This is a genomic window from Pseudomonas sp. AC255, from assembly GCF_979258175.1.
The window spans coordinates 857,814-881,986 of record NZ_OZ409841.1 but is presented as its reverse complement, the minus strand read 5'-3'; the positions used below and the strand labels follow the sequence as shown (position 1 = coordinate 881,986).

At 58.0% G+C, this 24,173-nt stretch carries 23 protein-coding genes and 2 pseudogenes; 15 read left to right on the top strand and 10 right to left on the bottom strand.

Annotated features, from left to right (window positions below):
• Window positions 1-14: 14 nt before the first annotated feature.
• Both ACZZ0K_RS04145 and acs read right to left on the bottom strand, forming a co-directional pair.
• Window positions 15-788 carry an ABC transporter substrate-binding protein gene (locus ACZZ0K_RS04145; protein WP_463558990.1) on the bottom strand — a complete coding sequence of 258 codons (774 nt, stop codon included), beginning with the start codon at window positions 786-788 and terminating at the stop codon, window positions 15-17.
• A 651-nt stretch (window positions 789-1,439) separates the two neighbouring features.
• Window positions 1,440-3,395: an acetate--CoA ligase gene (acs, locus tag ACZZ0K_RS04140; protein WP_007912698.1), complete on the bottom strand. Its 1,956-nt coding sequence runs from the start codon at window positions 3,393-3,395 to the stop codon at window positions 1,440-1,442.
• A gap of 423 nt (window positions 3,396-3,818) precedes the next feature.
• Here acs and ACZZ0K_RS04135 point away from each other — a divergent pair, with 423 nt between their 5' ends.
• From ACZZ0K_RS04135 to ACZZ0K_RS04120, 4 genes are all read left to right on the top strand, one after another.
• Window positions 3,819-4,079 (top strand): DUF2790 domain-containing protein, encoded by a 261-nt coding sequence (locus ACZZ0K_RS04135; RefSeq protein ID WP_007912695.1) that lies wholly within the window; start codon window positions 3,819-3,821, stop codon window positions 4,077-4,079.
• A gap of 550 nt (window positions 4,080-4,629) precedes the next feature.
• Window positions 4,630-5,880, top strand: coding sequence for a ribonucleotide-diphosphate reductase subunit beta (locus ACZZ0K_RS04130; RefSeq protein WP_016773579.1), 1,251 nt, complete (start codon window positions 4,630-4,632; stop codon window positions 5,878-5,880).
• Between the two features lie 226 nt (window positions 5,881-6,106).
• Window positions 6,107-6,820 carry an HNH endonuclease gene (locus ACZZ0K_RS04125; protein WP_150743487.1) on the top strand — a complete coding sequence of 238 codons (714 nt, stop codon included), beginning with the start codon at window positions 6,107-6,109 and terminating at the stop codon, window positions 6,818-6,820.
• Window positions 6,821-7,071: 251 nt separating this feature from the next.
• The gene (locus tag ACZZ0K_RS04120; RefSeq protein WP_150743486.1) at window positions 7,072-8,058 is read left to right on the top strand and encodes a hypothetical protein; all 987 of its coding nucleotides are present in this window, start codon (window positions 7,072-7,074) and stop codon (window positions 8,056-8,058) included.
• Between the two features lie 3 nt (window positions 8,059-8,061).
• On the opposite strand, the gene ACZZ0K_RS04115 is transcribed toward ACZZ0K_RS04120, so the two are convergent.
• Window positions 8,062-8,751 carry a DUF6933 domain-containing protein gene (locus tag ACZZ0K_RS04115; protein WP_463558989.1) on the bottom strand — a complete coding sequence of 230 codons (690 nt, stop codon included), beginning with the start codon at window positions 8,749-8,751 and terminating at the stop codon, window positions 8,062-8,064.
• Window positions 8,752-8,828: 77 nt separating this feature from the next.
• Window positions 8,829-9,644, bottom strand: coding sequence for a sulfite exporter TauE/SafE family protein (locus ACZZ0K_RS04110; protein ID WP_463558988.1), 816 nt, complete (start codon window positions 9,642-9,644; stop codon window positions 8,829-8,831).
• A 111-nt stretch (window positions 9,645-9,755) separates the two neighbouring features.
• On the opposite strand from ACZZ0K_RS04110, the pseudogene ACZZ0K_RS04105 reads away from it, so the two are divergent.
• From ACZZ0K_RS04105 to ACZZ0K_RS04095, 3 genes and pseudogenes are all read left to right on the top strand, one after another.
• A pseudogene (locus tag ACZZ0K_RS04105) lies at window positions 9,756-10,522 on the top strand (AraC family transcriptional regulator).
• Window positions 10,523-10,615: 93 nt separating this feature from the next.
• Window positions 10,616-10,933, top strand: coding sequence for a helix-turn-helix domain-containing protein (locus ACZZ0K_RS04100; RefSeq protein WP_095181514.1), 318 nt, complete (start codon window positions 10,616-10,618; stop codon window positions 10,931-10,933).
• A gap of 12 nt (window positions 10,934-10,945) precedes the next feature.
• Window positions 10,946-11,203 carry a helix-turn-helix domain-containing protein gene (locus ACZZ0K_RS04095; protein ID WP_024014028.1) on the top strand — a complete coding sequence of 86 codons (258 nt, stop codon included), beginning with the start codon at window positions 10,946-10,948 and terminating at the stop codon, window positions 11,201-11,203.
• Between the two features lie 52 nt (window positions 11,204-11,255).
• Here the strand turns inward: ACZZ0K_RS04095 and ACZZ0K_RS04090 are convergent, their stop codons facing one another.
• Complete coding sequence (locus ACZZ0K_RS04090) at window positions 11,256-12,296, bottom strand: MBL fold metallo-hydrolase (RefSeq protein WP_463558987.1); 1,041 nt, start codon at window positions 12,294-12,296, stop codon at window positions 11,256-11,258.
• A 210-nt stretch (window positions 12,297-12,506) separates the two neighbouring features.
• Between ACZZ0K_RS04090 and ACZZ0K_RS04085 the strand changes: the two genes are divergently transcribed.
• From ACZZ0K_RS04085 to ACZZ0K_RS04075, 3 genes are all read left to right on the top strand, one after another.
• Window positions 12,507-13,115 (top strand): TetR/AcrR family transcriptional regulator, encoded by a 609-nt coding sequence (locus tag ACZZ0K_RS04085; RefSeq protein ID WP_463558986.1) that lies wholly within the window; start codon window positions 12,507-12,509, stop codon window positions 13,113-13,115.
• 232 nt (window positions 13,116-13,347) lie between these two features.
• Complete coding sequence (locus tag ACZZ0K_RS04080) at window positions 13,348-14,667, top strand: methyl-accepting chemotaxis protein (RefSeq protein WP_122704239.1); 1,320 nt, start codon at window positions 13,348-13,350, stop codon at window positions 14,665-14,667.
• Window positions 14,668-14,781: 114 nt separating this feature from the next.
• Window positions 14,782-15,303: a DUF1003 domain-containing protein gene (locus ACZZ0K_RS04075; RefSeq protein WP_243240881.1), complete on the top strand. Its 522-nt coding sequence runs from the start codon at window positions 14,782-14,784 to the stop codon at window positions 15,301-15,303.
• A gap of 108 nt (window positions 15,304-15,411) precedes the next feature.
• Here ACZZ0K_RS04075 and ACZZ0K_RS04070 read toward each other — a convergent pair whose 3' ends face one another.
• Window positions 15,412-15,738 (bottom strand): DUF2025 family protein, encoded by a 327-nt coding sequence (locus tag ACZZ0K_RS04070; RefSeq protein WP_056788026.1) that lies wholly within the window; start codon window positions 15,736-15,738, stop codon window positions 15,412-15,414.
• Between the two features lie 220 nt (window positions 15,739-15,958).
• On the opposite strand from ACZZ0K_RS04070, the gene ACZZ0K_RS04065 reads away from it, so the two are divergent.
• Entirely contained in the window at window positions 15,959-17,086 is a 1,128-nt protein-coding gene (locus ACZZ0K_RS04065) for a glycerophosphodiester phosphodiesterase (RefSeq protein ID WP_041479218.1), read from the top strand.
• 156 nt (window positions 17,087-17,242) lie between these two features.
• Window positions 17,243-17,548 carry a PepSY domain-containing protein gene (locus tag ACZZ0K_RS04060; protein ID WP_016773566.1) on the top strand — a complete coding sequence of 102 codons (306 nt, stop codon included), beginning with the start codon at window positions 17,243-17,245 and terminating at the stop codon, window positions 17,546-17,548.
• 324 nt (window positions 17,549-17,872) lie between these two features.
• Here the strand turns inward: ACZZ0K_RS04060 and ACZZ0K_RS04055 are convergent, their stop codons facing one another.
• Together ACZZ0K_RS04055 and ACZZ0K_RS04050 are read right to left on the bottom strand one after the other, a co-directional pair.
• Window positions 17,873-18,640 carry a methyl-accepting chemotaxis protein gene (locus tag ACZZ0K_RS04055; RefSeq protein ID WP_408005036.1) on the bottom strand — a complete coding sequence of 256 codons (768 nt, stop codon included), beginning with the start codon at window positions 18,638-18,640 and terminating at the stop codon, window positions 17,873-17,875.
• Between the two features lie 117 nt (window positions 18,641-18,757).
• Window positions 18,758-18,916, bottom strand: a pseudogene (locus ACZZ0K_RS04050) (HAMP domain-containing protein); the annotation flags it as partial.
• 854 nt (window positions 18,917-19,770) lie between these two features.
• Here ACZZ0K_RS04050 and ACZZ0K_RS04045 point away from each other — a divergent pair.
• Complete coding sequence (locus ACZZ0K_RS04045; protein WP_039758494.1) at window positions 19,771-20,793, top strand: transporter; 1,023 nt, start codon at window positions 19,771-19,773, stop codon at window positions 20,791-20,793.
• Window positions 20,794-20,931: 138 nt separating this feature from the next.
• On the opposite strand, the gene ACZZ0K_RS04040 is transcribed toward ACZZ0K_RS04045, so the two are convergent.
• Complete coding sequence (locus ACZZ0K_RS04040) at window positions 20,932-21,828, bottom strand: LysR family transcriptional regulator (RefSeq protein WP_252868132.1); 897 nt, start codon at window positions 21,826-21,828, stop codon at window positions 20,932-20,934.
• 121 nt (window positions 21,829-21,949) lie between these two features.
• On the opposite strand from ACZZ0K_RS04040, the gene ACZZ0K_RS04035 reads away from it, so the two are divergent.
• Window positions 21,950-22,708 (top strand): SDR family NAD(P)-dependent oxidoreductase, encoded by a 759-nt coding sequence (locus tag ACZZ0K_RS04035; RefSeq protein WP_252884719.1) that lies wholly within the window; start codon window positions 21,950-21,952, stop codon window positions 22,706-22,708.
• Window positions 22,709-22,769: 61 nt separating this feature from the next.
• Here ACZZ0K_RS04035 and ACZZ0K_RS04030 read toward each other — a convergent pair whose 3' ends face one another.
• A complete protein-coding gene (locus ACZZ0K_RS04030; RefSeq protein ID WP_122700268.1) occupies window positions 22,770-23,207 on the bottom strand; it encodes a multidrug/biocide efflux PACE transporter in 438 nt (145 codons plus the stop codon).
• An 89-nt stretch (window positions 23,208-23,296) separates the two neighbouring features.
• On the opposite strand from ACZZ0K_RS04030, the gene ACZZ0K_RS04025 reads away from it, so the two are divergent.
• The gene (locus ACZZ0K_RS04025) at window positions 23,297-24,151 is read left to right on the top strand and encodes a LysR family transcriptional regulator (RefSeq protein ID WP_056788010.1); all 855 of its coding nucleotides are present in this window, start codon (window positions 23,297-23,299) and stop codon (window positions 24,149-24,151) included.
• The last annotated feature ends 22 nt before the right edge of the window (window positions 24,152-24,173 follow it).

Sequence of the window (24,173 nt, the reverse complement as noted above, 5' to 3'; positions counted from 1 at the left end):
GTCGCAGAGACGTGTTACTTGCCGTAGATATCGAAGGCGAAGTACTTGTCCTGGATTGCCTTGTATTTGCCGTTTTCGCGGATGGCCGCGATGGCAGTGTTGATCTTGTCTTTCAGGGCGTCGCCCTTGCGCACCGCGATACCTACGCCGTCGCCGAAGTATTTGACGTCGGTGAAGGCCGGGCCAACGAATGCGAAGCCTTTGCCGGCGTCGGTTTTCAGGAAACCATCGTCCAGCAGGGTGGCGTCAGCCACGGTACCGTCGAGGCGACCGGCAGCCAGGTCGAGGTAGATTTCGTTCTGCGAGCCGTACGGCTTGATCTCGGCGCCCAATGGAGCCAGAACTTCGCGGGCGAAACGCTCGTGGATCGAGCCACGTTGTACGCCGATGTTCTTGCCTTTCAGTTCAGCCAGACCTTCGCTGACCTGAGTGCCGGCCTTCATGACCAGACGCGCCGGGGTGTTGTAGTACTTGTTGGTGAAGTCGACCGACTTCTTGCGATCTTCGGTGATCGACATCGACGACAGGATCGCGTCGATCTTGCGCACTTTGAGAGCCGGGATCAGACCGTCGAACTCTTGCTCGACCCACACGCACTTGACCTTCATTTCTTCGCACAGCGCGTTGCCAATGTCGTAGTCGAAACCGACGATGCTGCCGTCCGGTGCTTTCGAAGCGAATGGAGGGTAAGCCGCTTCGATGCCGATCTTCAGCGGTTTTTCGTCAGCGAAGGCATTCATCGACAGCACGGACAGTGCCAGGGCGCCAAGCAGCACAAGTTTCTTCATCTTGGGACTCCATCGGTAAAGGGCAAAAACGGCAGAGTGAGCGACAGCCCAATATGCGAATGGGTGAATCGGAAATCGGTTGCGCATCGGCGGAAATTTCCCATTGGAACCGCAGGCGATTTCAACGTCAGCCACGATGAGCGAGTGATCGGCATTCTAACGACAGGCCCGAAGCCGATATTTCTTCAATGCGACAACTAATTACAGATGCACCGAGAAAGCGGTTTGAGCTCATTGACAGCCCAGCAAATTCATGCAAGAGCGAAAGACAGTGAACCGATACATATTGCAAGTTGCGGGCCTATTATTCGTAAACCCTTCTAATCCGGCAAGCGCAGCGTTATGTCTTATTTTTCAGCAGGGCTTTGGAGGCTCTAAAACAGCGCACCGCGTTTCCCTTCGCCCCGGTTTGGCGCGGGCGGTTACACATTGGGTTGTGGCGGGTAACAGCGGGAAAGGTCTGACGGTGCAGATCGATAATTATTGGTTGAGTCGCTGATCGTTCCCACGCTCCGCGTGGGAACGATCAAAAACCTGTGGGAGCTGGCTTGCCAGCGATAAGGCCAGCCCAGCCACCCTAAAACCTGCAGACACAAAAAAACCCTGTCCGGCGAACACCGAACAGGGCTTTTCAGCACATCAACCCGCTACTTAAGCAACATTCATGGTCTTGTGCGTATCAATCAAATGCTGCACCACACCCGGATCCGCCAGGGTCGAGATATCGCCCAGCCCATCGTATTCCGCCGTGGCGATCTTGCGCAGGATGCGGCGCATGATCTTGCCCGAACGGGTCTTCGGCAGCCCCGGCGCCCACTGGATCACGTCCGGCGAAGCAATCGGGCCGATCTCCTTGCGCACCCAGTTCTTCAGCTCCAGACGCAACTGCTCGGTCGGTTCCTCGCCATTCTTCAAGGTCACATAGACATAGATGCCCTGCCCCTTGATGTCATGCGGCACACCCACCACCGCAGCTTCGGCCACCTTCGGATGCGCGACCATCGCGCTTTCGATTTCGGCGGTGCCCATGCGGTGGCCGGAAACGTTGAGCACGTCGTCCACACGCCCGGTGATCCAGTAGTAACCATCGGCATCGCGACGCGCGCCGTCACCGGTGAAGTACATGCCACGGAAAGTCTTGAAGTAGGTGTCAACGAAACGATCGTGATCGCCATACAGCGTACGCGCCTGACCTGGCCACGAATCGAGAATCACCAGATTGCCTTCAGCCTCGCCCTCGATGATGTTACCGAGATTGTCGACCAGCGCCGGCACCACACCAAAGAACGGACGTGCTGCCGAACCCGGCTTCAGCGCGTGCGCCCCCGGAAGCGGACTCATCATGTTGCCGCCGGTTTCGGTCTGCCACCAGGTATCGACGATCGGGCAACGCGACTTGCCGACATTCTTGTAGTACCAATCCCACGCTTCCGGGTTGATCGGCTCACCGACCGAACCGAGCAGACGCAGACTGCTGCCATCAGCGCCCTCAACCGCTGCCTGACCCGAGGCCATCATGGCGCGAATCGCGGTCGGTGCGGTGTAGAGGATGTTGACCTTGTGCTTGTCGACGATCTTCGCCACCCGGGTAATGTCCGGATAGTTCGGCACGCCTTCGAACAGCAGCGTGGTCGCGCCATTGGCCAGCGGGCCGTAGACGATGTAGCTGTGGCCGGTGACCCAGCCGACGTCGGCGGTGCACCAGTAGACTTCGCCCGGACGGTAGTCGAACACGCGCTCGTGGGTCATCGCTGCGTACAGCAAGTAACCACCGGTGGTGTGCTGCACGCCCTTCGGTTTGCCGGTCGAGCCGGAGGTATAAAGGATGAACAGCGCTTCTTCGGCGCCCATCTCTTTCGGCGCGCAAACAGTGCCCGCCACTTTCATCAGGTCTTCGTACCAGATGTCGCGATGCTGGTTCCACTTGATGTCGCCACCGGTGCGCTTGCACACGATGACTTTCTGGATGCTGCTGGTTTCCGGGTTGGTCAGCGCGTCGTCGACGTTGGCCTTGAGGGAAATCTTCTTGCCAGCGCGGATACCTTCGTCAGCGGTGATCACCACTTTCGATTTGCAGTCGATGATGCGACCGGCCAGGGCTTCCGGCGAGAAACCGCCGAACACCACCGAGTGAATCGCGCCGATCCGGGTGCAGGCCAGCATGGCGACCACGGCTTCGGGAATCATCGGCATATAAATGGTCACCACGTCGCCGCGGTGCACGTCCTGACCACGCAGGGCGTTGGCCAGTTTGCAGACTTGTTCGTGCAGTTCGCGGTAGGTGATGTTGCGGCTCTCGGAAGGATCGTCGCCTTCCCAGATGATCGCGACTTGATCGCCGCGCTCGGCCAGATGACGGTCGAGGCAGTTGTAGGAAACGTTCAGGGTGCCGTCGGCAAACCACTTGATGTCGACATGGTGATCGTCGAACGACGTCTGTTTCACCGTGGTGAAAGGTTTGATCCAGTCGAGACGCTTGGCTTGCTCGCGCCAGAAGCCGTCAGGGTTGACGACCGACTGCTGGTACATGGCTTTGTAGGTCGCCTCGTCAGTCAGCGTGTTAGCCAGAACCTCGGGACGAACGGGATACAGAGAAGCCGCACTCATCTTTCCTACCTCGGTGTAATAGTTGTTTTTGTATGACCCTGTTGTAGCCGGGTGGGGCCCATAGAACCATTCGACGATGGTAGTAACAAGCCCCTACAAAATGTCCGCATTCCATGTGGGAGCTGGCTTGCCAGCGATGCAGTCAACGCAGTCCTTCAGGCAAACCCCATCCGGCCAGACACCAAGACCTCAATCGATTGTTACCAAATCTATCAAAAGTGTTTATCAAAACCGCCCCTGTTTACCTGCATCCCACCGCCCTAAAATTCACCTCGCCAACAAGGCAACCGCGATTAACAACGTTACAGCCCCCACGAAGGCCGTTAATCCAGCGCTCCAAGTAACGCATCAACTACTCAAGCTCCACACGCAACCCTAAAAAGGTTGCGTGACCCCACTCGACCTCAAAAAGGTGAATTAGAAATGAAAGCTTTATTGGTTCTGGCCCTCAGCAGTCTGTGCGCAACCGCCATGGCAGACGAGGTCCCGACTGATGTCGCACAGCAACAACCGGTAATCGAGGAATACACTTACTCCACGCACCTGGACATCGCCAAAGTTGTATCGATGAGCGAAGTGCCAAATGTCTGCGAAGTAGTACCGGCGAAAATGGAATACGACGACTCCAAAGGCCAACGCCACATCCTGCGCTACAGCATCATGGGCAACGGCTGCACGAACTGAATCAGACTGCACCGAATCGGATCGCTCAACGCCACATTGAGGGTCGATTCCAGCCCGGCTTCGGTCGGGCTCAGTTGTGTCTGGAGCCGCGAAAAAGGCTTGCAAAACACTAGATATAGTGAAAAACCCACTTTTCTGGCTATTTTTTAAACAAAAAACCACCTGCCAAAAAATTAACGAAAAAAAATCTGCTCGGGTCGATTCCGCGCAAAGCCCTGTAATCCCTCGGTCGGACCGAAATCCACCCCCTCCTCGGCCTCGCCATGAGCCGATTCGCCGCACCACGCCGGTAAAAATTTCCCTATAATGCCGCCCTATACGGGTCAGCAATATTCCCTTACAGGGAGCAAAAGCCATTCTGAAGCCCCGCAACAGTGCCAGACGCTGATTGCGCCCATCAGAGGCTCTCGGAACCCGTCAAAATTTCTGTTTATTTGCCTGCGTGCAGCGCTGCAAAAAACGACATCCAACGCGGCTTGTTTGGCCGTGTGAAAAACCAACCCTTCAGGTTTCACACGGGCACAAGCCCTCACGCAGGAGACGACACGTCATGCTGAGCTGGGACGAATTCGATAAAGAAGACAGTGAAGTCGCAACCGTGAAAGGCGCCAACGCCGGCCACGCAAGCGAAGCCAACATGGACCGCCTCGACAACGCCGGCGGTGCCGCAGCGCTGGAAGCCCGCGCCGTCACCGCCGACGACTCGGCCGCCGTGGCCCGCGCCAAGGCTGCACTGAACTCCCTCGACGTCGCCGAAGGCCTCGCCGAACTCGAAGGCGCCTCCGCTCGTGTCGCCGTTGACGAAAAGCGCATGATCAACTGCCGCGCCGACCTCAACCAACTCGTGCCATTCAAGTACGACTGGGCCTGGCAGAAGTATCTGGACGGTTGCGCAAACCACTGGATGCCGCAAGAAGTCAACATGACCGCCGACATCGCCCTCTGGAAAAACCCGGAAGGCCTGACCGACGACGAGCGCCGCATCGTCATGCGCAACCTCGGCTTCTTCTCCACCGCCGACTCCCTGGTTGCCAACAACCTGGTCCTGGCCGTGTACCGCCTGATCACCAACCCGGAATGCCGCCAGTACATCCTGCGCCAGGCTTTCGAAGAAGCGATCCACACCCACGCCTACCAGTACTGCATCGAATCGCTGGCCATGGATGAAGGCGAAATCTTCAACATGTACCACGAGATTCCATCGGTCGCGAAGAAAGCAGCCTGGGGCCTGAAGTACACCCGTTCGATCTCCGATCCAAAGTTCGAAACCGGCACCCCGGAAACCGACAAAGAGTTGCTGCGCAACCTGATCGCCTACTACTGCGTTCTGGAAGGCATCTTCTTCTACTGCGGCTTCACCCAAATCCTCTCCATGGGCCGCCGCAACAAAATGACCGGCGTCGCCGAGCAGTTCCAATACATCCTGCGCGACGAATCCATGCACCTGAACTTCGGCATCGACGTGATCAACCAGATCAAAATCGAAAACCCACACCTGTGGGATGCCGAAATGAAGGAAGAAGCGACCCAGATGATCCTGCAGGGTACGCAGCTGGAGATCGAATACGCGCGTGACACCATGCCTCGCGGGGTGTTGGGTATGAACGCGGCGATGATGGAGGATTATCTGAAATTCATCGCTAACCGTCGGTTGTCGCAGATTGGTTTGAAAGAGGAATATCCAGGGACGACTAACCCGTTCCCTTGGATGAGCGAGATTATGGACTTGAAGAAAGAGAAGAATTTCTTTGAGACTCGCGTGATCGAATACCAAACTGGTGGTGCTCTGAGCTGGGACTAATAGTCTCGCTTGGTGCGATTTGACGATTGCTGCCTGAGTCGACAAGTCGAGAAAGCAAAAAGCCCCGATTTTATCGGGGCTTTTTTATGGGTGCAAAGCGGTAATTAGGTTAACGATGCATTGGTAGGATTTGGCAGGATCAGTCGCTTTTCCCCGTAGGAAATTTCCTAGACAGCAGTGATGGCCACTCAGTATCGTCCGAGGGTTTTCAACCCTCGGCGATTTTATGGACACGGAAAAAAGTAATAGCGATTGGAGTGAGGTCGAGATTCAGGCGGCAGTCGATGCCTATCTGAAGATGCTTGTACGCGAGCAGAGCGGCCAGAAATTCGTCAAGACTGAGGAGAATCGCATCCTGCGCGAAGGCCCGTTAGCCGGTCGGACTAAAGGCTCTGTCGAGTTCCGGATGCAGAACATTTCTACCGTATTGGTCGAGATGGATAGAAAGCGTATTGAAGGCTACAAACCTGCCAAGAATGTTGGCGCGAATGTAGCGCGCAGCATCCGTAAGGCACTTGATGCTTCTACCGTTCTGACACTTGAAGATTCCAATCCGACGGCGGACGAAGCATTGCTCGAGCAACGCGCGGCTAAATTTGAGCGGAAGCAATTTGACTACGTCCCCAAAGGAATAAAAACACCTATCCAAACGACTTCCACTAGAAAGGTTTACTTTCGCGATCCTGAATTGAGGGGCTGGGTTCGTCAGCAAGCCAATGGAAAGTGCGAGGGTTGTGGCAAAGCAGCGCCATTTGAAAAAAATGGGAAACCGTTTTTAGAAGTGCATCACGTTAAGCACATGTCGCAAAAGGGTTCGGACCTTGACACGAATGTTGTGGCGTTATGTCCCAACTGTCACCAACGTTGCCACCATTCGGACGACAGAGCTGAATTCACTGCTTGGCTTTATGCCAACGTTGGAAGACTCGAAAAGGAATAATTGCAGTTTGTCTGACTAACCTCATTTGCTGGATTTGGGGCAGCTTCGCTGCCCAACGGGGATAAATCCCCTCACCACGATTGAAATGTGTTGCTGCCGGCCGGGAGTCGGGATTGGGTATTGAGTCGATGCCGAGAATCGCCAGCAGACTGCCTCCCACAGATTCCGCCTCACCCCGAAAACAATCAGTGCAACCCGCGCCGCCTCCCGCTATTAATACCCCTCCCCCACTCAAGGATCCGAGCCCCACCATGAAATTCGATCTCGCCTACTGCCTCAGCCTCGACGACAAGTTGTCGATCTATGACGTTCGCGATCTCAATTTCGATGAGACGGTGGCGTTTGACTCTGCGAAGGAACACTTCCAGTGCCCCAACGATGCTTGTCGCTCGGCGTTCGAGGCTTCCAATGAGTTGGGTACGTTCAACGCCAAGAATGTGAATTACGTGCGCACGCCGCACTTCAAGAATCTGCCCACTACACAGCATGTGGCGGGTTGTCCGTATGTGAGTTTGAAGGCGTCGGCGTCGGGTCTTGAGACGGCGGATGGCGAGGTGGATGACGGGCGTGAGGAGCACTTCCCCTCAGAGTTATTGCTGACCCGGCGCGAGTATGTGCGCAAGCCTGTCGCGCCAGCGGGAGCGGCGGATGTGTTGCGGGATGATCCGGTGCGGGCGGCGGCGGACAGTGGTAAAGAGTCGGTGGGTCGTGAGTCGGCGCCGGACAAGACCAGTGTGTTTGCGCATCCGGTGGAGTGTTTTGTTTCCAACTTCGCCGACAAGGATTTGCTCAAGCGGATGCCGTTGAAGATCGGCGAGCATACGGCGCCGTACAGTTCGTTCTTCAAGAAGATCGAGTATCTTACGGACAACAAGGGGCTGATTTACTGGGGGCGGATCAAGAAGATCGAGGACTTCCACAGTGCCAGTTTTCGGATCGACTTCGAGGACAAGGTCTGGTTCAAGAAGCCCGAAGACAGCAAGAAGAAGCCGTATCCGGTCAGCGTTTATCTGAACAAGAAGCTGATCGACAACTACCGCAAGCGCAAGGCGTTCCTGGAAGAGATCAAGCATGCGGTGGACAGCGACAAGGCGTTGTTCTGTTTCTTTTATGGGGTGACGCCGGAGTTGAAGCAGGTGCCCGGCAAGAAGAACCCCGAAAAACCTTTCGAGGTCTTCAATGCCAATATCGAGAACCTGGATCACTTCATAATTCGTGAAGCGCCGGGGTTGGAATGACGCTCAGTTGATGCGTGCCCCTTCTTCAAACGCTCGAATCTCCCGCTCCGCCTCCCTGCGTCGCTCAACTGCAGCCTGAACGCCCAGATCTTCCACTCCGCAATACTGGCGCAGCCAATGAGCGAGCATTTCTTCATCAGGGCGAAAGTAATCTTTTCGGTCCTTGGTGTTTCGAATTTGCGAATTCATCCGCGCATCGAAACCGATAGCTGCACGTTCGCCTTGGGGCAAACAGCCCCACTCTGCCGCGCAATCCTCGAAAAACCAGGCGATTTGTTCGATGTGCTTTTGTGCGCTGCGATGGCCACGGCGATAAAAACGATACTCGCGACTCAGCTCGAGACGATCGGTCATTGTCCCCGCATCAACCCATTGCATGAGGTCATGATTGATTGCATCGCGGATCAGACCTTCGCGCCAACGCTCGTTAAACCACGCTACAAACCCTTCGGCGTCGGCCTTTTTGGCATCGGCCAGGATCACGCAATAGCGGGTTTTGATGTGCAGGACCAACAACACATGTTTGCGCTGCACAGTGATCGCATGAACCAACCACTGTTCGTCCGCGCCGTTCAGCTCATCATCCTCAATAACTGATGACGGCGGTTTGGTGTCCACCGGCGTGATCGTTTGGCCTTTATGAACACGGCTGAAGAACTTACTGGCGGCTTCGGTGCAATTGAAGATCAACATCCTGGTTCTCTGCTGAAGACTGGAGGGCAACGCTCTGCCGCCGATTCTGATTTCTTTCGCCTGCGTCAATCAACGATTCATTTGAGCGACATGCTCAGCAGCACCACGATCAGCAAACCAATATAGATCCAGGCATGCAGCCGATCCGGTATCCGCCCAATCCACCGCGCAGCCAAACTGATCCCCAGCAACGAACCAACCGTCAGCAGCGCAAACGCCAGCACATCGACATACCCGATATACCAACCCCCCAGATCAGCCCCGGTGAAACCGGCCAGCGCCATGTAGGTCAGCGTCCCGGCCAGCGCTACCGGGACGCTGAGCGGATTGGCCATGGACGTCGCTTGCGACATGCTCAGCCCGCAGCGGCGCAGCAGCGGCACGGTCATGACGCTTCCTCCTACACCTAGGAAGGTCGCGATGGCGCCGATGCCTACGCCGCCGGCGGATGTTTCTGTTGAGGTCAGTCGCCGTGGGAATGTGGTTTGGGACTGTGTGAGAAATCCTCGGCACAGCAGGCAATCGACGATGGTCAGGCCCAGGTAGGCGATGAAGGCGTAGCGGATCACTTCGCCGCTGACCCACATCGCAGCGATGGCGCCGACGATCGCGCCCACGCCGATAAACCCGCCCAATGGCCAGAGGTATTCCCGGAGCAGATTGCCAGCGCGCTGGTGTTTGCGTGTGGCGATCAGGGCGTTGACGACCATCACGCAGGTCGAGGTGGCCACGGCGATGTGCATGGCCGATTGCGCGATGGGGTCGTCGGCTGCGTGGCTGGCGGTGAGCATGCGATAGAGCAGCGGCACGATGACGAAGCCGCCGCCGAAACCGAAGAGCACGGCGCTGATGCCGGTGAGGCAACCGAACAGCGTAAGCAGGAGGTAGAACATGGTGGGCGTCCAGGATCGGGGAGCCCAGGACATTAGAGCGTGATGCACTGGCCGGCTTCAGTAGTTGGGCCAATAATGTTCGCGTTTACGCCAATCGCTGGAACTCGCCTGATGCGCAATATTTCGATCAATCAGCTTGATGACACGCCTCGCCCGGTCGTGGCCATCGGTACCGATTATTCCCACGGCCACCTACTCCCGTTTCATACGCATCGACGTGGCCAATTGCTCTACGGCGCCACCGGCGTGATGCAGGTCAGCACTCAGAACGGTAATTGGGTGGTTCCGCCGCAACGCGCGGTGTGGATTCCGCCGGGCGTGGCCCACGAGGTATTGATGCTCGGGGTGAGCACGCGCAGTGTATATATCGAGCCGGGAAACGTGGAATTGGGGCCGGACTGCCAAGTGCTCAATGTGTCGCCGCTGCTGCGGCATTTGCTGATGGAAGCGGTGGACGTGCCACTGATGTACAACCAGGCCGGACGCGACGGTGTGCTGATCAACTTGCTGTTGCATGAACTGGCACGCAGCGCGCCCTTGCCCTACACATTCCCATGCCCGCCGGAGGAAAGCTCCTCAGTCTGTGTCAGACCTTTCTGAACATGCCCAATACCCATCAATCGCCGCAGGATTGGGCCGACCAGTTACACATAAGCTTGCGTACCTTTAACAGATTGTTTCGGCAGCAGACCGGGCTCAGCTTTCGTCAGTGGCGCCAGCAGGCGTGCGTCGTGCAGGCGTTGGCACGGTTGGCGGCGGGGGAAGCGGTGACGCGGATTGCCCTGGACTTCGGCTACGAGAGCCCGGCGGCGTTTTCGACGATGTTTCGGCGTGTGCTGGGACAGGCACCGTCCGTCTGGTTGGAGCCGACGAACTAGGCAAATTTGAAAAATGCGTTTGATCCCGGCCGAAAACAACTGTACAAAAACACAGTACATTTTCAATCAGCACTTTTGAGCCCGGAGCACACCATGGCCTCTCTTGCGATGAACCACGTCCTCGAACGCATTGCCCTTTTCCAGTTCACCCCGACCCACTGCGTCCAGGCCCGCGCCATGCTGGGCTGGAGCGTTGAACAACTGTCGCGCGAGGCCGAGGTGGCGGTGGCAGATATCCAGCGGTTCGAAGCGCAGCAGGAAGTGGCGGACGCCGCGAGACTGGCACTGGCTTATCGGTTTGAAGCGCAGGGGTTGGTGTTCTTTCCGGGGTTCGCACCGGGGCGCAGTGTCAGGGCGCAGGGTATGGCAGGGGAATCGGTGGGGCGTGGGGATTTTGCGATGGCCGAATAAGGAGCGCTAAGGATGGATATCGAAAGAAGCACGGGCAACGTCTACGCAGATTTGGGACTGCAGGGTGCAGATGAAATGCTGATCAAATCGGGATATGCGACAAAAATGGCCGCGTTGATCAAGACTGCCAACCTGAACGAATCTGAAGCGGCGCAAATTACTGGCATCACCTTGGAAACACTAAGTCAGATACTTCGTGGGAAATTCAGGGATTTGTCAGTCGCTACGATGGAGGATTACCACCGGCGAATGAAGGAAATAGGAATCTGATTCATCCGGTTCGCACCGAGGCGAACCGGATGAAATCGTCAGGCGTTCTGCACTAGCGCCTCCCCTCCTCTTCAACCGCCATCCACCACGCACTCCCCCGTTGTGGATGCGCAAGGTTGAATGCCTCCCCCATTCGCGGTGTGGTAATCGCAATACTGCGTTCCCACGCGAGGGCGAGGATGCGGTCGAAGGGTTCGTGCCAGGCGTGCATGGCCAGGTCGAAGGTGCCGTTGTGGATCGGGAAGAGCCAGCGGCCCTTGAGGTCGATGTGGGCTTGCAGGGTTTCTTCCGGTTGCATGTGCACGTGCGGCCATTCGACGTTGTAGGCGCCGGTTTCCATCAGGGTCAGGTCGAACGGACCGTACTGTTCGCCGATGCGTTTGAAGCCATCGAAGTAACCGCTGTCGCCGCTGAAAAAGATTCGTGTGTCGGCGTCGATCATCACCCACGACGCCCAAAGCGTGCTGTTGCCGTCGAACAGGCCACGGCCGGAGAAGTGCTGCGATGGGGTTGCGATGAAGCGGACACCGGCGATTTCGGTGCCCTGCCACCAGTCGTACTGGCGCACCTTGCTGGCGTCGATGCCCCATTTGATCAGGGTGTCGCCCACGCCCAGCGGAGTCAGGAAGTAAGTGGTTTTGGCGGCGAGTTTGAGTACCGCTTCGTAGTCGAGATGGTCGTAATGGTTGTGCGAGAGGATCACCGCTTCGATCGGTGGCAGTTCGTCGATGCTGATCGGTGGCTTATGAAAACGTTTCGGACCCGCCCATTGCACTGGCGAGGCGCGCTCGGCGAAGACCGGGTCGGTGATCCAGAATTTGTCGCGCATCTTCAACAACAGCGTCGAGTGCCCCAATCGGTAAACGCTGTGATTGGGCGCTGCGAGCAGATCTTCACGGGTCAGCGGCTGCACAGGAATGGCGGCGCTCGGACGGGTGTCGCGCGGTTTGTGGAAAATCATGTTCCACATGATCCGCAGCATTTTGCGTACCCCTTCGCGCTGCACCGGCGCATGATTGCGAAACAGCCCTTGATCCTGACGCGAGGCTTCAGGCGTGGGTGTGTTGTCCGGGAGAGAGACTGGATTGGCCATGACTGAACGACTCCGAAAAACCGTGTGCTGCACGGTATTCCACGGGAAATGAAAACGGCCAAGCTGCACGCAAAGGCCAAACGCTCTGGTTTGTAAGGTGCGAGGATTAACGCAACATTACACTGAGCGGTGTAGTTTCTAGGTTGCATCAAAGCCGGCGCCAAGTAAACTGCCGAGTGTAATTTCCCCCTTCTCTGCCGAAGTCCGCTCATGATCGCTCCACAACGCCTCACTGACCGCAAACGCGAAGCCATCATCCAGGCGGCGATCGCCGAATTCCGTGCCCACGGTTTCGAAATCACCAGCATGGACAAGATCGCCGCTACGGCCGGCGTGTCGAAGCGTACGGTGTACAACCACTTCCCCAGCAAGGAAGAGCTGTTCGCCGAGATCCTGAATCAGTTGTGGGCGCGGATCATCGCCGAGCCATCGGTGCGCTACGACCGCGAGCAACCGCTGCATGAGCAGCTGCGCCTGATGCTGCGAGAAAAAGTGCAGATGATGGCTGACGAGAATTTTCTCACCCTCGCCCGGGTAGCGATTGCCGCAACCATTCATTCCCCCGAACGTGCACAGAACATGATCGAGCGCATGGGCGAGCGCGAGGAAGGCTTGACCGTCTGGATACGCGCGGCGCAAGCCGACGGTCGGCTCAAAGCGGTGGATCCGGAATTTGCCGCGCATCAAGTGCAAGGTTTGCTCAAGGCATTCGCGTTCTGGCCGCAGATCTCGCTGGGTCGCGCGGCCCTTGATCCAGACGCGCAGAATGCAGTTGCCGAGTCGGCGCTGGAGATGTTCCTGGCACTGTATCAGCGGTGAATCACCGGCTCGTCGAGCCGTGTACAACTAATTTCGTAAAAAGTTATACAACCTCGCGAAAAATTCCTTTCTTGTACAACTTTATTAAGTTTTGTATAAGTAGCCATCTGCCAGTAACGGAACGTTGGCATTGAGCAGTCACCACCGAATGCCGCCTGTGCATTTCGGTTTGCCGGCGCAGGAATAGGGACTGAATCCTTTTGATTTTCCCCACTTCCCGAGTATCGCAAGCATGTTTTTCAATCGCCAGAAAGCCGCCCTCGCTGAACTGCAACACACCGTTTTTGACCAGGCCGCGATGCTCGAAGCGATCAACCGTTCGATGGCGGTGATCGAGTTCGATCTTGATGGCGTGGTGTTGCGTGCCAATGACAATTTCCTCAAGACCATGGGTTACACGGCTGCCCAGGCGATCGGCCAGCCGCACCGGCATTTCTGCACACCTGAGTTCGGTCGCAGTGCCCAATACACTGAGCTGTGGTCGCGCCTGAAAAACGGTCAGTTCCAGTCCGGCACCTTTGAACGGGTCGACAGCAAGGGCCAGCCGATCTGGCTGGAGGCCAGTTACAACCCGATCAAGGATGCGTCGGGACGGGTGATCAAAGTGGTCAAGTACGCGATGGATGTCACCGCCAAGGTGCAGCAGGAGAACGAGGCCAACGCCAAGCTGCAGGCGATCGATCGCGCGATGGCGGTGATCGAGTTCGATCTCGACGGCAACATTCTTACCGCCAACCAGAATTTTCTCACGCGCATGGGTTACAGCCTCGCAGAGCTCAAGGGCCAGCATCACCGCCTGTTCTGCACTCCGGCGCTGGTCAACAGCGGCGCCTATCAGGATTTCTGGCGGCGCCTGAATCAGGGCGAGTTCTTCCACGGACAGTTTGAGCGCGTGGATAAGCGCGGTCAGATCGTCTGGCTGGAGGCCAATTACAACCCGGTGTACGACGCTTCGGGGCGCTTATACAAAGTCGTGAAGTTCGCGTCTGACGTCACCGCCCGTGTCGAGCAGCACGAGCAGGACGCGCGCAGTGCCAGCACCGCTTACCACATCTCGGTAGCAACGCGAAAAGTCGCCGAGCAAGGTACGCAAGTGATTCAACAGGCAGCCAGCGAAATGCGCGAAATCGCCGAGGACATCAGCCAATCTTCAACGTTGATCGCGCAACTGGGCGACCGCTCCGAGCAGATCACCGCCATCGTCAACACCATCCGCGCGATCGCCGATCAGACTAATCTGCTCGCCCTCAACGCGGCCATCGAGGCGGCACGCGCCGGTGAACAGGGTCGCGGCTTTGCCGTGGTCGCCGATGAAGTGCGGCAACTTGCAGCGCGCACCAGCGGCTCCACCGCCGAGATATCCACCATGATCAGTCTGATCCAGAGCGAAACACGGCAGGCGATCAAGAGCATGCAAGGCACCCGTGACCGCGCCGCAGAAGGCGTGGAATTGGCCAATCAGGCCGGCACGGTGATTCTGCAGATTCGCGACGGCGCCAGTGAGGCGGTGGATGCGGTGAGCATGTTTGCCAATGAGCGGGTGCCAAATTGAGGTTTGTGCAGGGTCGATAGAACGAGTCGCGACCTTCGTGGGCAGCCCGCGAAGGTCGACCGCCACAACGCAGAGCTATAGTGACGACACGTCCCAAGCCCCGCCGAGTGCCCCATGAATAACGAAAAACCCGAAATACCCAACGCCCCCATCGATCACCTGCGCTTTCACCGCCCCCACGCCCACCTGAATACGACCTTCGGCAACGATGCCTTCGCCCTGCGCGCCGAAGCCTTTGCGCGGTTCTTCGGCACGCCGCTGTTCCTTGGCGCGCAAACCTTGATCGTTGCGGTATGGATCGGCCTCAACGTATGGGGCGTGACTCAATTCGACGTTTACCCGTTCATCCTGCTGAACCTGGCCTTCAGCCTGCAGGCGGCCTACGCCGCGCCATTGATCCTGCTTGCACAAACCCGTCAGGCCGCGCGCGACAAAGCGCAGGCCGACGCCGATGCGCAGCACCGCGAAGCTCTGGCATTGGCCAATACCGAACGTCAGGCAGAGGCGGCGAAGAATTCCGCGCAATTGCTGGCATTGCTGGAACAAAACACCCGCCTTACCGAAATGACGAAAACCCTCACCGAGCGCATCGAAGGACTGACCAGCGAGTTGCACGCTCACGTGTGCCAGAACTAAGGTCGCCTTCGCGAGCAGGCTCGCTCCCACATTGGATCTGTGGCGTTCACGAAATCCCTGTGGGAGCGAGCCTGCTCGCGAAGAGGCCCGCAACCACACAGCAAAACTTCAACCGCGCACCAGACTCCGCACCGCAACAATCTCCGGCACTTCAACCTTGCTCATGTAAACCCGTAAGGGTTCGGTGATGTTGATGCGGTCGTCGATGTGTTGATCGAGCAGCAACTGAATCAACTCGCGCTTGAGCGTCATGGTGGTTTCCGACGCCCTCGCCCAGACGAATTCACTGGCCGGGATGATGCCGTCGTCGGCCACGTCCATGCCGAACGAATCTTCGCTGAAGCGCACGATGTATTGGCCGGTCTTGCGATTGAGGCCAACGAAACCTTTGAGGTCGTCGGCGGCCTGGCAGATGAGTTGGGAGGTGATGCGCATGGTAAACCTCACGAAAGATGATCGATGGTTTACACGCAGGGCAATGTAGCGGCGCGCCCTCTGCCGGGGCATATGCCGTGGGCAAGCGTACTGCAAACAGCGCCACAAAAGTGCAGGAAATTTCCGTTTTGCTCGCTTTATGTCGGTCTGGCGATAGCCCTGCGGCGCTTCAATTGTTAAAAGGTACGTCTCGAAAAAAACCTGCGAAAGGAACTCGACCATGCCTGCCACTTTTACCCGAAGCGCTCTGGTGCTGAGTCTGTTGTTCGGCCTCGGTCAGGCGCATGCCGCCAGCCACCCCGAGCCCAAGGCAATCGCTGCCGCCCATGGCATTCCGCATCCAGCGGTGATTGCTCACCGTGGCGCGTCGTTCGATGCCCCGGAATCCACCGCTGCGGCCTACAAACTGGCCCGTGACCTGGGCGCCGATTACCTGGAAATGGATTTGCAGCGCAGCAAGGACGGCGTGCTCTTCGCCCTGCACGACGACAACCTGCAACGCACCACCGACGTTGCCAGCAAATTCCCCGAGCGCAAGGACAGCCCGGCCACCGCGTTCACCATGGCCGAACTGAAAACCCTCGATGCCGGCAGCTGGTTCAACACTAAATACCCGGATCGCGCACGCCCGTCCTACGCCGGGCTGAAAATTCTTACCCTCGATGAAATCATCGACATCGCCCGCGCCAACCCGCAGCACAAGCCGGGCCTGTACATCGAAACCAAAGAGCCGCAGCTGTTTCCCGGCATAGAACATGACCTGAAGGAAAAACTGCAGGATCGCGGCTGGCTCAGTCCGGCCGGTTCGAAACTGGCGAAAAGTGCGCTGGGCGTCGGTCAGGGCAAAGGCAAGGTGATCCTGCAGACCTTCGATAAGAACAGCCTGCAATTGCTGGAAAAGGAAATGCCGCAAGTGCCGAAGATCCTGCTGTTGTGGGTCGGCGAAGGCAGCATCGAGCCTAAATCTGCGGTGACGTTTGCCGCGTCCGGCGAGAAAGACAAAAACGTTTTCTACGGCAAGCAGGAACCGAAGTCAGAAGCAGAATTCAAGCAATGGGTCGATTACGCCAAGGCCCAGGGCGCGATCGGCACCGGCCCTTCGGCGAAGCTGACCCATGGTGGTGACCAGAGTTACTCCGACCTGGTGCAGCCATGGATGAATCAGTACACCCACGATCAGGGCATGCTGGTGCATGTTTATACGGTCGACGAGCCGGTGGACTACGAGAAAGTCATGGCGGCGGGTGTCGACGGCATCTTTACCAACCGCGCCAGTGAACTGTTGAAGTTTTACAAGCGTCCGGCGGCTGGCAGCATTGACGATGTTTTGAAGAAGAACGGTTTCTGACTTGTTATCGAGTCGCCTGCTTCGCGAGCAGGCTCGCTCCCGCAAAGAGCAGTTTTATCGCGGAGCAGAGATTTAAGGGTGAATTAAGTTGCGCTGGTTAATCTGAACCCACTTACACAGATCAACCACTTCAACGCACTGCCAAGGAATGAACCGATGAAAACTTTGACTGCCCTGTTTACCGCCGCTGCCCTGACCCTCACCGCTGGCCTGGCTCAGGCTGATGTTCGCATCGACCAGATCCCGCAACTGGTCAAGGACGGCAAAATCAAGTCGCTGGAATCGATGAACGCCGAAGCACTGAAACTGCACCCGGGCGCAACGATTACCGACACCGACCTGGATAACCACTTCAATGGTTATGAGTATGAAGTTGAACTTAAAACTGCTGACGGCAAAGAGTTCGACGTGGACTTTGATGCCACCACCGGTAAAGTGCTGAGCGACAAGCAAGATACTTGATAGACCGCTGTTAAAGAGCCGCACGATTTAACGATCGTGCGGCTTTTTTGTGGTTGCGGATTGAGGCGCAAACTTTGTGTGGTCTGTGAAATCGATCCCCCTCACCCCAGCCCTCTCCCCCAAGGGGGCGAGGGGGAAAGGGAGCAGATCGGGGAAATTTCGGAGCCTGAGTTCGCCTCAAAATTAAAAAGCCATCACAAACGACTACCAGCCTGAGTACGCCTCGGCATTTCAGGTCGGCGAATCTCGAACAATCAACACGGTCAGTCCCCTCTCCCTCCGGGAGAGGGTTAGGGTGAGGGGCTGACAAACCACCACCCAAAATCAAGCACTGAGCCGCGCCGTCACCTCATTCAACTGCCCCGACAACCCATGCAAATTCTGACTGGCACTTTCGGTGCGCTGCACGTTGTCCAGGTTGGTGCTGGCAATCGCGGTGATTTCAGTCAGGTTGCGCGAGATATCCTCGGCCACTGAAGTCTGCTCTTCTGCCGCTGTGGCGATCTGACGGTTCATGTCGCGAATCGCCTCCACCGCCAAGGTGATGCGCTCCAGCATCGCGCCGGCCTGGGTGACTTGCTCGACACTTTCATCACTGCGCGCCTGGCCGCTCTCGATAGCCTGCGCGGCATCGACAGCGCCGGTCTGCACGTTCTGAATGATCTGGTTGATCTCGATGATCGACTCCGCCGTGCGCTGAGCGAGGTTGCGCACCTCATCGGCGACGACGGCAAAACCACGCCCGGCCTCACCCGCCCGCGCCGCTTCGATGGCTGCGTTGAGCGCCAGCAGATTGGTCTGTTCGGCGATGCCACGAATCACTTCCAGCACCTTGCCGATACGACCGCTGTCGGTTTCCAGGCGACGGATCACCGTGGCGGTGTTGGCGATTTCGCCGCGCATCTGCGTGATCGAGTGAATGGTGGTTTGCATGACCTTTTCACCCTGCTGCGCCGACTGATCGGCATCGTCGGCAGCACGTGCGGCATCGGCGGCGTGACGGGCGACTTCCTGGGCCGTGGCGGACATTTCGTTCATCGCCGTGGCCACTTGATCAGTGCGGTTGAATTGCTCGCTGGTGCCGCCGGCCATGGTCGTGGCAATGGCGTTCAACTCGCCGCTGGCGCTGTCCAGATCACCGGCGCTGCGTTGCAAGCGAGTGAAGGTGTCCGCCAGAAAATCGCGCAAAGTGTTCGCTGCGGCGGCGAGGTTGCCCAGCTCATCGCGACGCTCGCTGACAACACGTTCGGCCAACTGGCCACGGCTCAAGCGGGTGACGTAATCGATGAGGTTGCGGATCGGCTCGATCAGGTTGCGGCTGACCAGCCACAGGCTCAGCAGACCGATCAGCAAGCCTGATGCGAGCATCACCAACAGGCCCAGCCACACGGTACGGTCAGCGCTGGCACTGATCAATGCCGACTGCGCGGTACCCTGCTCGCGAAGTTCGGCAACCAATGCACTCATCTGCTCGCTGGTGGCGCGGTCGACGCCTTTGACAGCAGCGTCGCCGGCGCTCGGGTCACCACCGGCAGCCACGTAGGCATCGCGGCCCTTCTGATAGGCCGCGCCCAACTGGCGATGCTCGTCGCGCAAGCGTTCGATACGTGATTTGAGATTGGCCTCGATGCCTTTTTGGCTGGCGAGTTCGCCGAGAATGTTCTGCACGTCGCGCTGACGCTCTTCGAACTGGCTCCAGTATTTCGCCAGATCCGCTGGTTGCTTGCCGCGCAGCAGAACGTTTTTCCACTCTTGCACCTGCACCTTGAATTGCAGGTTGGCTTCATCGATCAGTTGCGAAGTGTGCAGCGGGCCGGCGATCAACTGGCTGTAGCTTTGCACGCCGTTGGAGAGGAAATGAAAGCAGGCCAGCGCGATCAACAGCATCGCCAACAGACTGCCGCTCAACAGGGCGAGAATTTGCGCCCTCAGGGATTTTTGCAGCATTGCAAGGTACTCGAAGCAGGGATGAGGCACGCCCGAACGGACGTGAAAAATGGCCGGACTTCCCTGTCGACGTACCATGACCAAGGCCAATGGCGCGCAACCTAACTCACCTGAGATCGGCATGCCAGAGCCTTCCTTGAGAAACTTCCGACAGCCGGTAACGCTTTGATTTGCAGTCACTTTGCTGTCACAAAACGGTCATGTGAGCTTGCGATGATGCCGCTCCGGTGAACCTGAAAATCCTGCCCCAGACACCTTCCTCGCAGCGAGCCGCCATGAACCACAGCCTCGATATCAGCCATCGCGACCCGGACCTGTTTGGCTTGCTCTACGGCTTTCGTTTTCTGCCCGGGGAGCGCGGTCGCGAGATCGATTCGGCGACGGCTTTGCGCTGTTTGCAGGACGACAGCGACAGTGGCGAATTCCTCTGGCTGCACCTGAACCTGGCCCACGCCGCGTGCGAGCGCTGGATGAAAAGTCATCTGCAATTGCCCGAGGAATTTTTCGAGGCGTTGCACGAAGGTTCGCGTTCGACACGCATCGAGCATGTCGATTCGGCGCTGCTGGCGGTGGTCAACGATGTGGTGTTCAACCTCAGCAGCATGGTCTCCTCCGACGTGTCGACGCTGTGGGTCTGCGTGCGCAGCAAACTGATCGTCAGCGCGCGCCTGCAACCGCTGCATTCGGTAGATAAATTGCGCTCGTCGGTAAAGGCCGGCGAGTGCTTTCGCTCGCCCTCGGAATTGCTCGTGCATCTGCTGCGCGATCAAGGTGAGGTGCTGACGCAGATCGTGCGCAAGACCAGCCTGAGTGTCGATCAGGTCGAAGACGAATTGCTGTCTTCACGCCTGTCGACCAACCGCGCCGAACTTGGCGCCAACCGTCGCGTGCTGGTGCGACTGCAACGGCTGCTGGCGTTGGAGCCGGGGTCGTTACTGCGCCTGCTCAACCGTCCGCCGCCATGGTTGCAAAAGGAGGACGTCAAGGAGTTGCGCAAATCCACCGAGGAGTTTGCGCTGATCATCAACGACCTCACCGCCCTCGGCGAGCGGATCAAACTGTTGCAGGAAGAGATCGCCGCCAACCTCAACGAACAAAGCAACCGCACGCTGTTCACCCTGACGGTGGTAACGGTGCTGGCCTTGCCGATCAACATCATTGCCGGTTTTTTCGGCATGAATGTCGGCGGTGTGCCGCTGTCCCAGGACCCTCACGGGTTTTGGGTGCTGGTCGCGCTGGTGGCGACGTTCACCGTGATTGCCGGGCGCTGGGCGTTTCGCAAGCGTGGCGATTATTGAGCGCAAATCCCACACACAACACAGCCCTCCCTGTGGGAGCGAGCCTGCTCGCGAAGTCGGTGTGTCAGATAAATCAATGTTGAATGACATGGCGCTTTCGCGAGCAGGCTCGCTCCCACAGGGGCAATGTGCTCAATGTCAGAGCGTTGAACGAACGACATCGCCTAGCCAATCCATGAACACCCGCACCCGCAGCGGCAAATGCCGTTGCCGCGCGTACAACAACGAAATCGCCATCGGCGGTGCGGTGTGTTGCGGCAGTACGGTCACCAGTTCGCCATTTTCCAGATGCGGCTGCATGCCGGTACGTGGCACCTGGGTCAGCCCGAAGCCGCCCAGGCACGCCGCTTCATAGGCATCGGTGCTGTTGACCGTGACACTGCCGGCCATCGCCACGCGCCGCACTTCGCCACCCTCCTCATAGACAAACCCTTCCGAACGCGAGCCCAGTACGCCGACGTAATGCACCAGCCGATGCTGCGCCAGATCCTCGATGGTCTGCGGCACGCCGTAGCGTTGCAGATAAGCGGGACTGGCGCAGTTGACCATCGGGAAGTCGCCAAGATGCCGGGCGACCACTGACTGATCCGGCTGCGCGCCGATGCGCAACACGCAGTCGAAACCCTCGCTCAGCAGATCGACGCGGCGATCGGTGCTGCTGATTTCCATCTGCAGATTCGGGTGGCGATCCATGAATTCCGGCAGGCGCGGCAGGATCAGCCTTCGCGCGAGAATGTTCGGCATGTCGACACGAATACGCCCGGTCAGCGACGCCTCGTCCTGACGAAACAGCCCCTCGATTTCATCCATGTGCGAGAGCAGATCCTTGCTGCGCTCATACAACACCATGCCGTCCTGGGTGGCCTGCACTTTGCGCGTGGTTCGCTGCAACAGCCGCGTGCCGAGCAAGGCTTCGAGCGCCTGCACCTGTTCGGACACCGTGGAGCGCGGCAGGCCGAGGCTTTCCCCGGCGAGGGTGAAACTCGACAGTTCGCTGACCCGAACGAAGGTACGCAGCAATTCCAGTTTGTTCATGACAAGCCCCGGTGATTGTTCGGCCGAGCCGATCAGTGATTCCGCTTTTGCCGTGTTTATCACCTCAGGGCGGATAAATACACTTCTTCCATCCCCACTCAACGCAATCGAGGAAGTCCGCATGAATCGCAAAATCGCACTGATCACCGGCGCCAGTCGTGGCCTCGGCCGCAGCGCCGCACTGCACCTCGCCGCGCAAGGCATCGACATCATCGGCACCTTCAACAGCCGCGCCGACGAGGCGCAAACTCTGGTCAGCGAATTACAGGCACGCGGCGCGAACGCGGCGATGCTGCAACTGGACGTCGGCCGCAGCGAAAACTTCGCCGCGTTTGCCGAGCAGATTGAACAAGCACTGGAACAGACTTTTCAGCGCCAGCGCTTTGACTTCCTTATCAACAACGCCGGGGTCGGCGTGCATGCGCTGTTCAGCGAGACCACCCCTGAGCAGTTCGATCTGCTGATGAACGTGCAGTTGAAAGGACCGTTCTTCCTGACTCAGCAACTGCTGCCGCTGATCAATGATGGTGGGCGCATCGTCAATATTTCCAGCGGCCTGACCCGCTTCAGCCTGCCGGGTTATGGCGCCTATGCGGCGATGAAAGGCGCGATGGAAGTGCTGACGCGTTATCAGGCGAAAGAGTTGGGTGCGCGGCAGATTGGCGTGAACGTTCTGGCGCCGGGTGCGATTGAAACCGACTTCGGCGGTGGCACGGTGCGCGACAACAGCGCGGTCAACGCGATGGTTGCCAGCAACACTGCGCTGGGTCGTGTGGGGCTGCCGGATGATATTGGCGGCGCATTGGCGCTGCTGCTGTCAGAGGGTGGACAGTGGATCAACGGTCAGCGGGTCGAGGCATCCGGCGGCATGTTTCTCTGACTTTGTGCCCGATGACTCACCTTTGTGGTGAGGAAATTTATCCCCTCACCACAGGTTTACCTCAGCTTTCACATGCGCGGCGGGTCATGAAGCGCTCGCGCAGTACGTCATAACCCCAGTGATAGACATAGGTGTACGGCAGGAAGAACAGCAGCACGCCGATATCGAGCAACAACGCCTGCCACAGGCTGACCGACAGCCACCAGGCAATCAGCGGCACGCCCATCACGATCAGTCCACCTTCGAAAAGCAACGCATGCACCACCCGCACCCAGGCGTTGTGCGGCAGATTCATCCGCGCCAGAGCACGGTCGAAAAAACGGTTGAACACCACATTCCACGCCAGCGCCAACAGCGCGATCAACACGGTCACCGCGCCCATGTCGAGCAGCGGCTTTTGCATGATCCATGCGAGCAGCGGCGTGCAGATCAGGATCGCGAGAAACTCGAAACCAACCGCCTGGAAAACACGTTCGGTAATGGACTTGTGGGCAGTCATGGCCTGACTCCTTGTTTGACGATGGTTGCCATGATCCAACTGAATACCGATACTTCATAACCAATAACCATCGATCAAGGCGATAGTTCATGGCTTCGCAGGAAGTGCTGTTGGCGTTTGTACAGGCGGCGACGCAAGGCTCGTTCTCAGCGGCGGCGCGCAAGTTGGGGCGCAGCCAATCGACCATCAGCGCGGCAGTCGCCAGTCTGGAGATTGATCTGGATTTACAGCTGTTCGACCGCAGCAGCCGCAAACCAACACTCACTCCCGCCGGCCACGTCATGCTGCAAAAAGCCGAGGCGATTCTGGCCGCCACCAGTCGTCTGGAAATGAGCGCGCGGCAGTTGGCCCAAGGTGTGGAACCGAAGCTGACCGTGGCGATTTCCGACACTTATCAGTCGTATCGTTTCGAGGCGGCACTGGTGGGTTTCGAGCAGCGTTATCCGGAGCTTGAGCTGGAATGCCTGATTGCCGAATGCGAAGACCTGATCGAACTGGTCCAGCGCGGCCGGGCGCATTTGGCCTTCGCGGAAATGCAGGACAGCTACCCGCCGGACCTTGTGACCTCGACGGTGGCCGAGCGCACGGAGATTGCCTTGTTCGTCAGCCGCGAGCATGCGTTGGCGAAGCTTGAGCATGTCGATCAGCAGATTCTCGAGCAACATCGCGAGCTGCGCCTGGCAACCATCGTCAATCCGTATGACAGCCGTGGCAAAGGCCGGGTGTGGTCGGCGCCGAGTTATCTGATGCTGCTGGAAATGGCGGAAAAAGGCTTTGGCTGGGCACCGTTGCCGAGGTGGCTGGTACAGCGCTATGCCAATGATTTGCTGATAGAGCTCGACGTGCGCGGCTGGCCGAAACCGGTGTTTGTCGACGCCTTGTGGTCGCGCTTGTATCCGCCGGGGCCGGCAGGGAGCTGGTTGCTCAGCAAGATGCTCGAATAAGATCAAAAGCCCCTCACCCCAG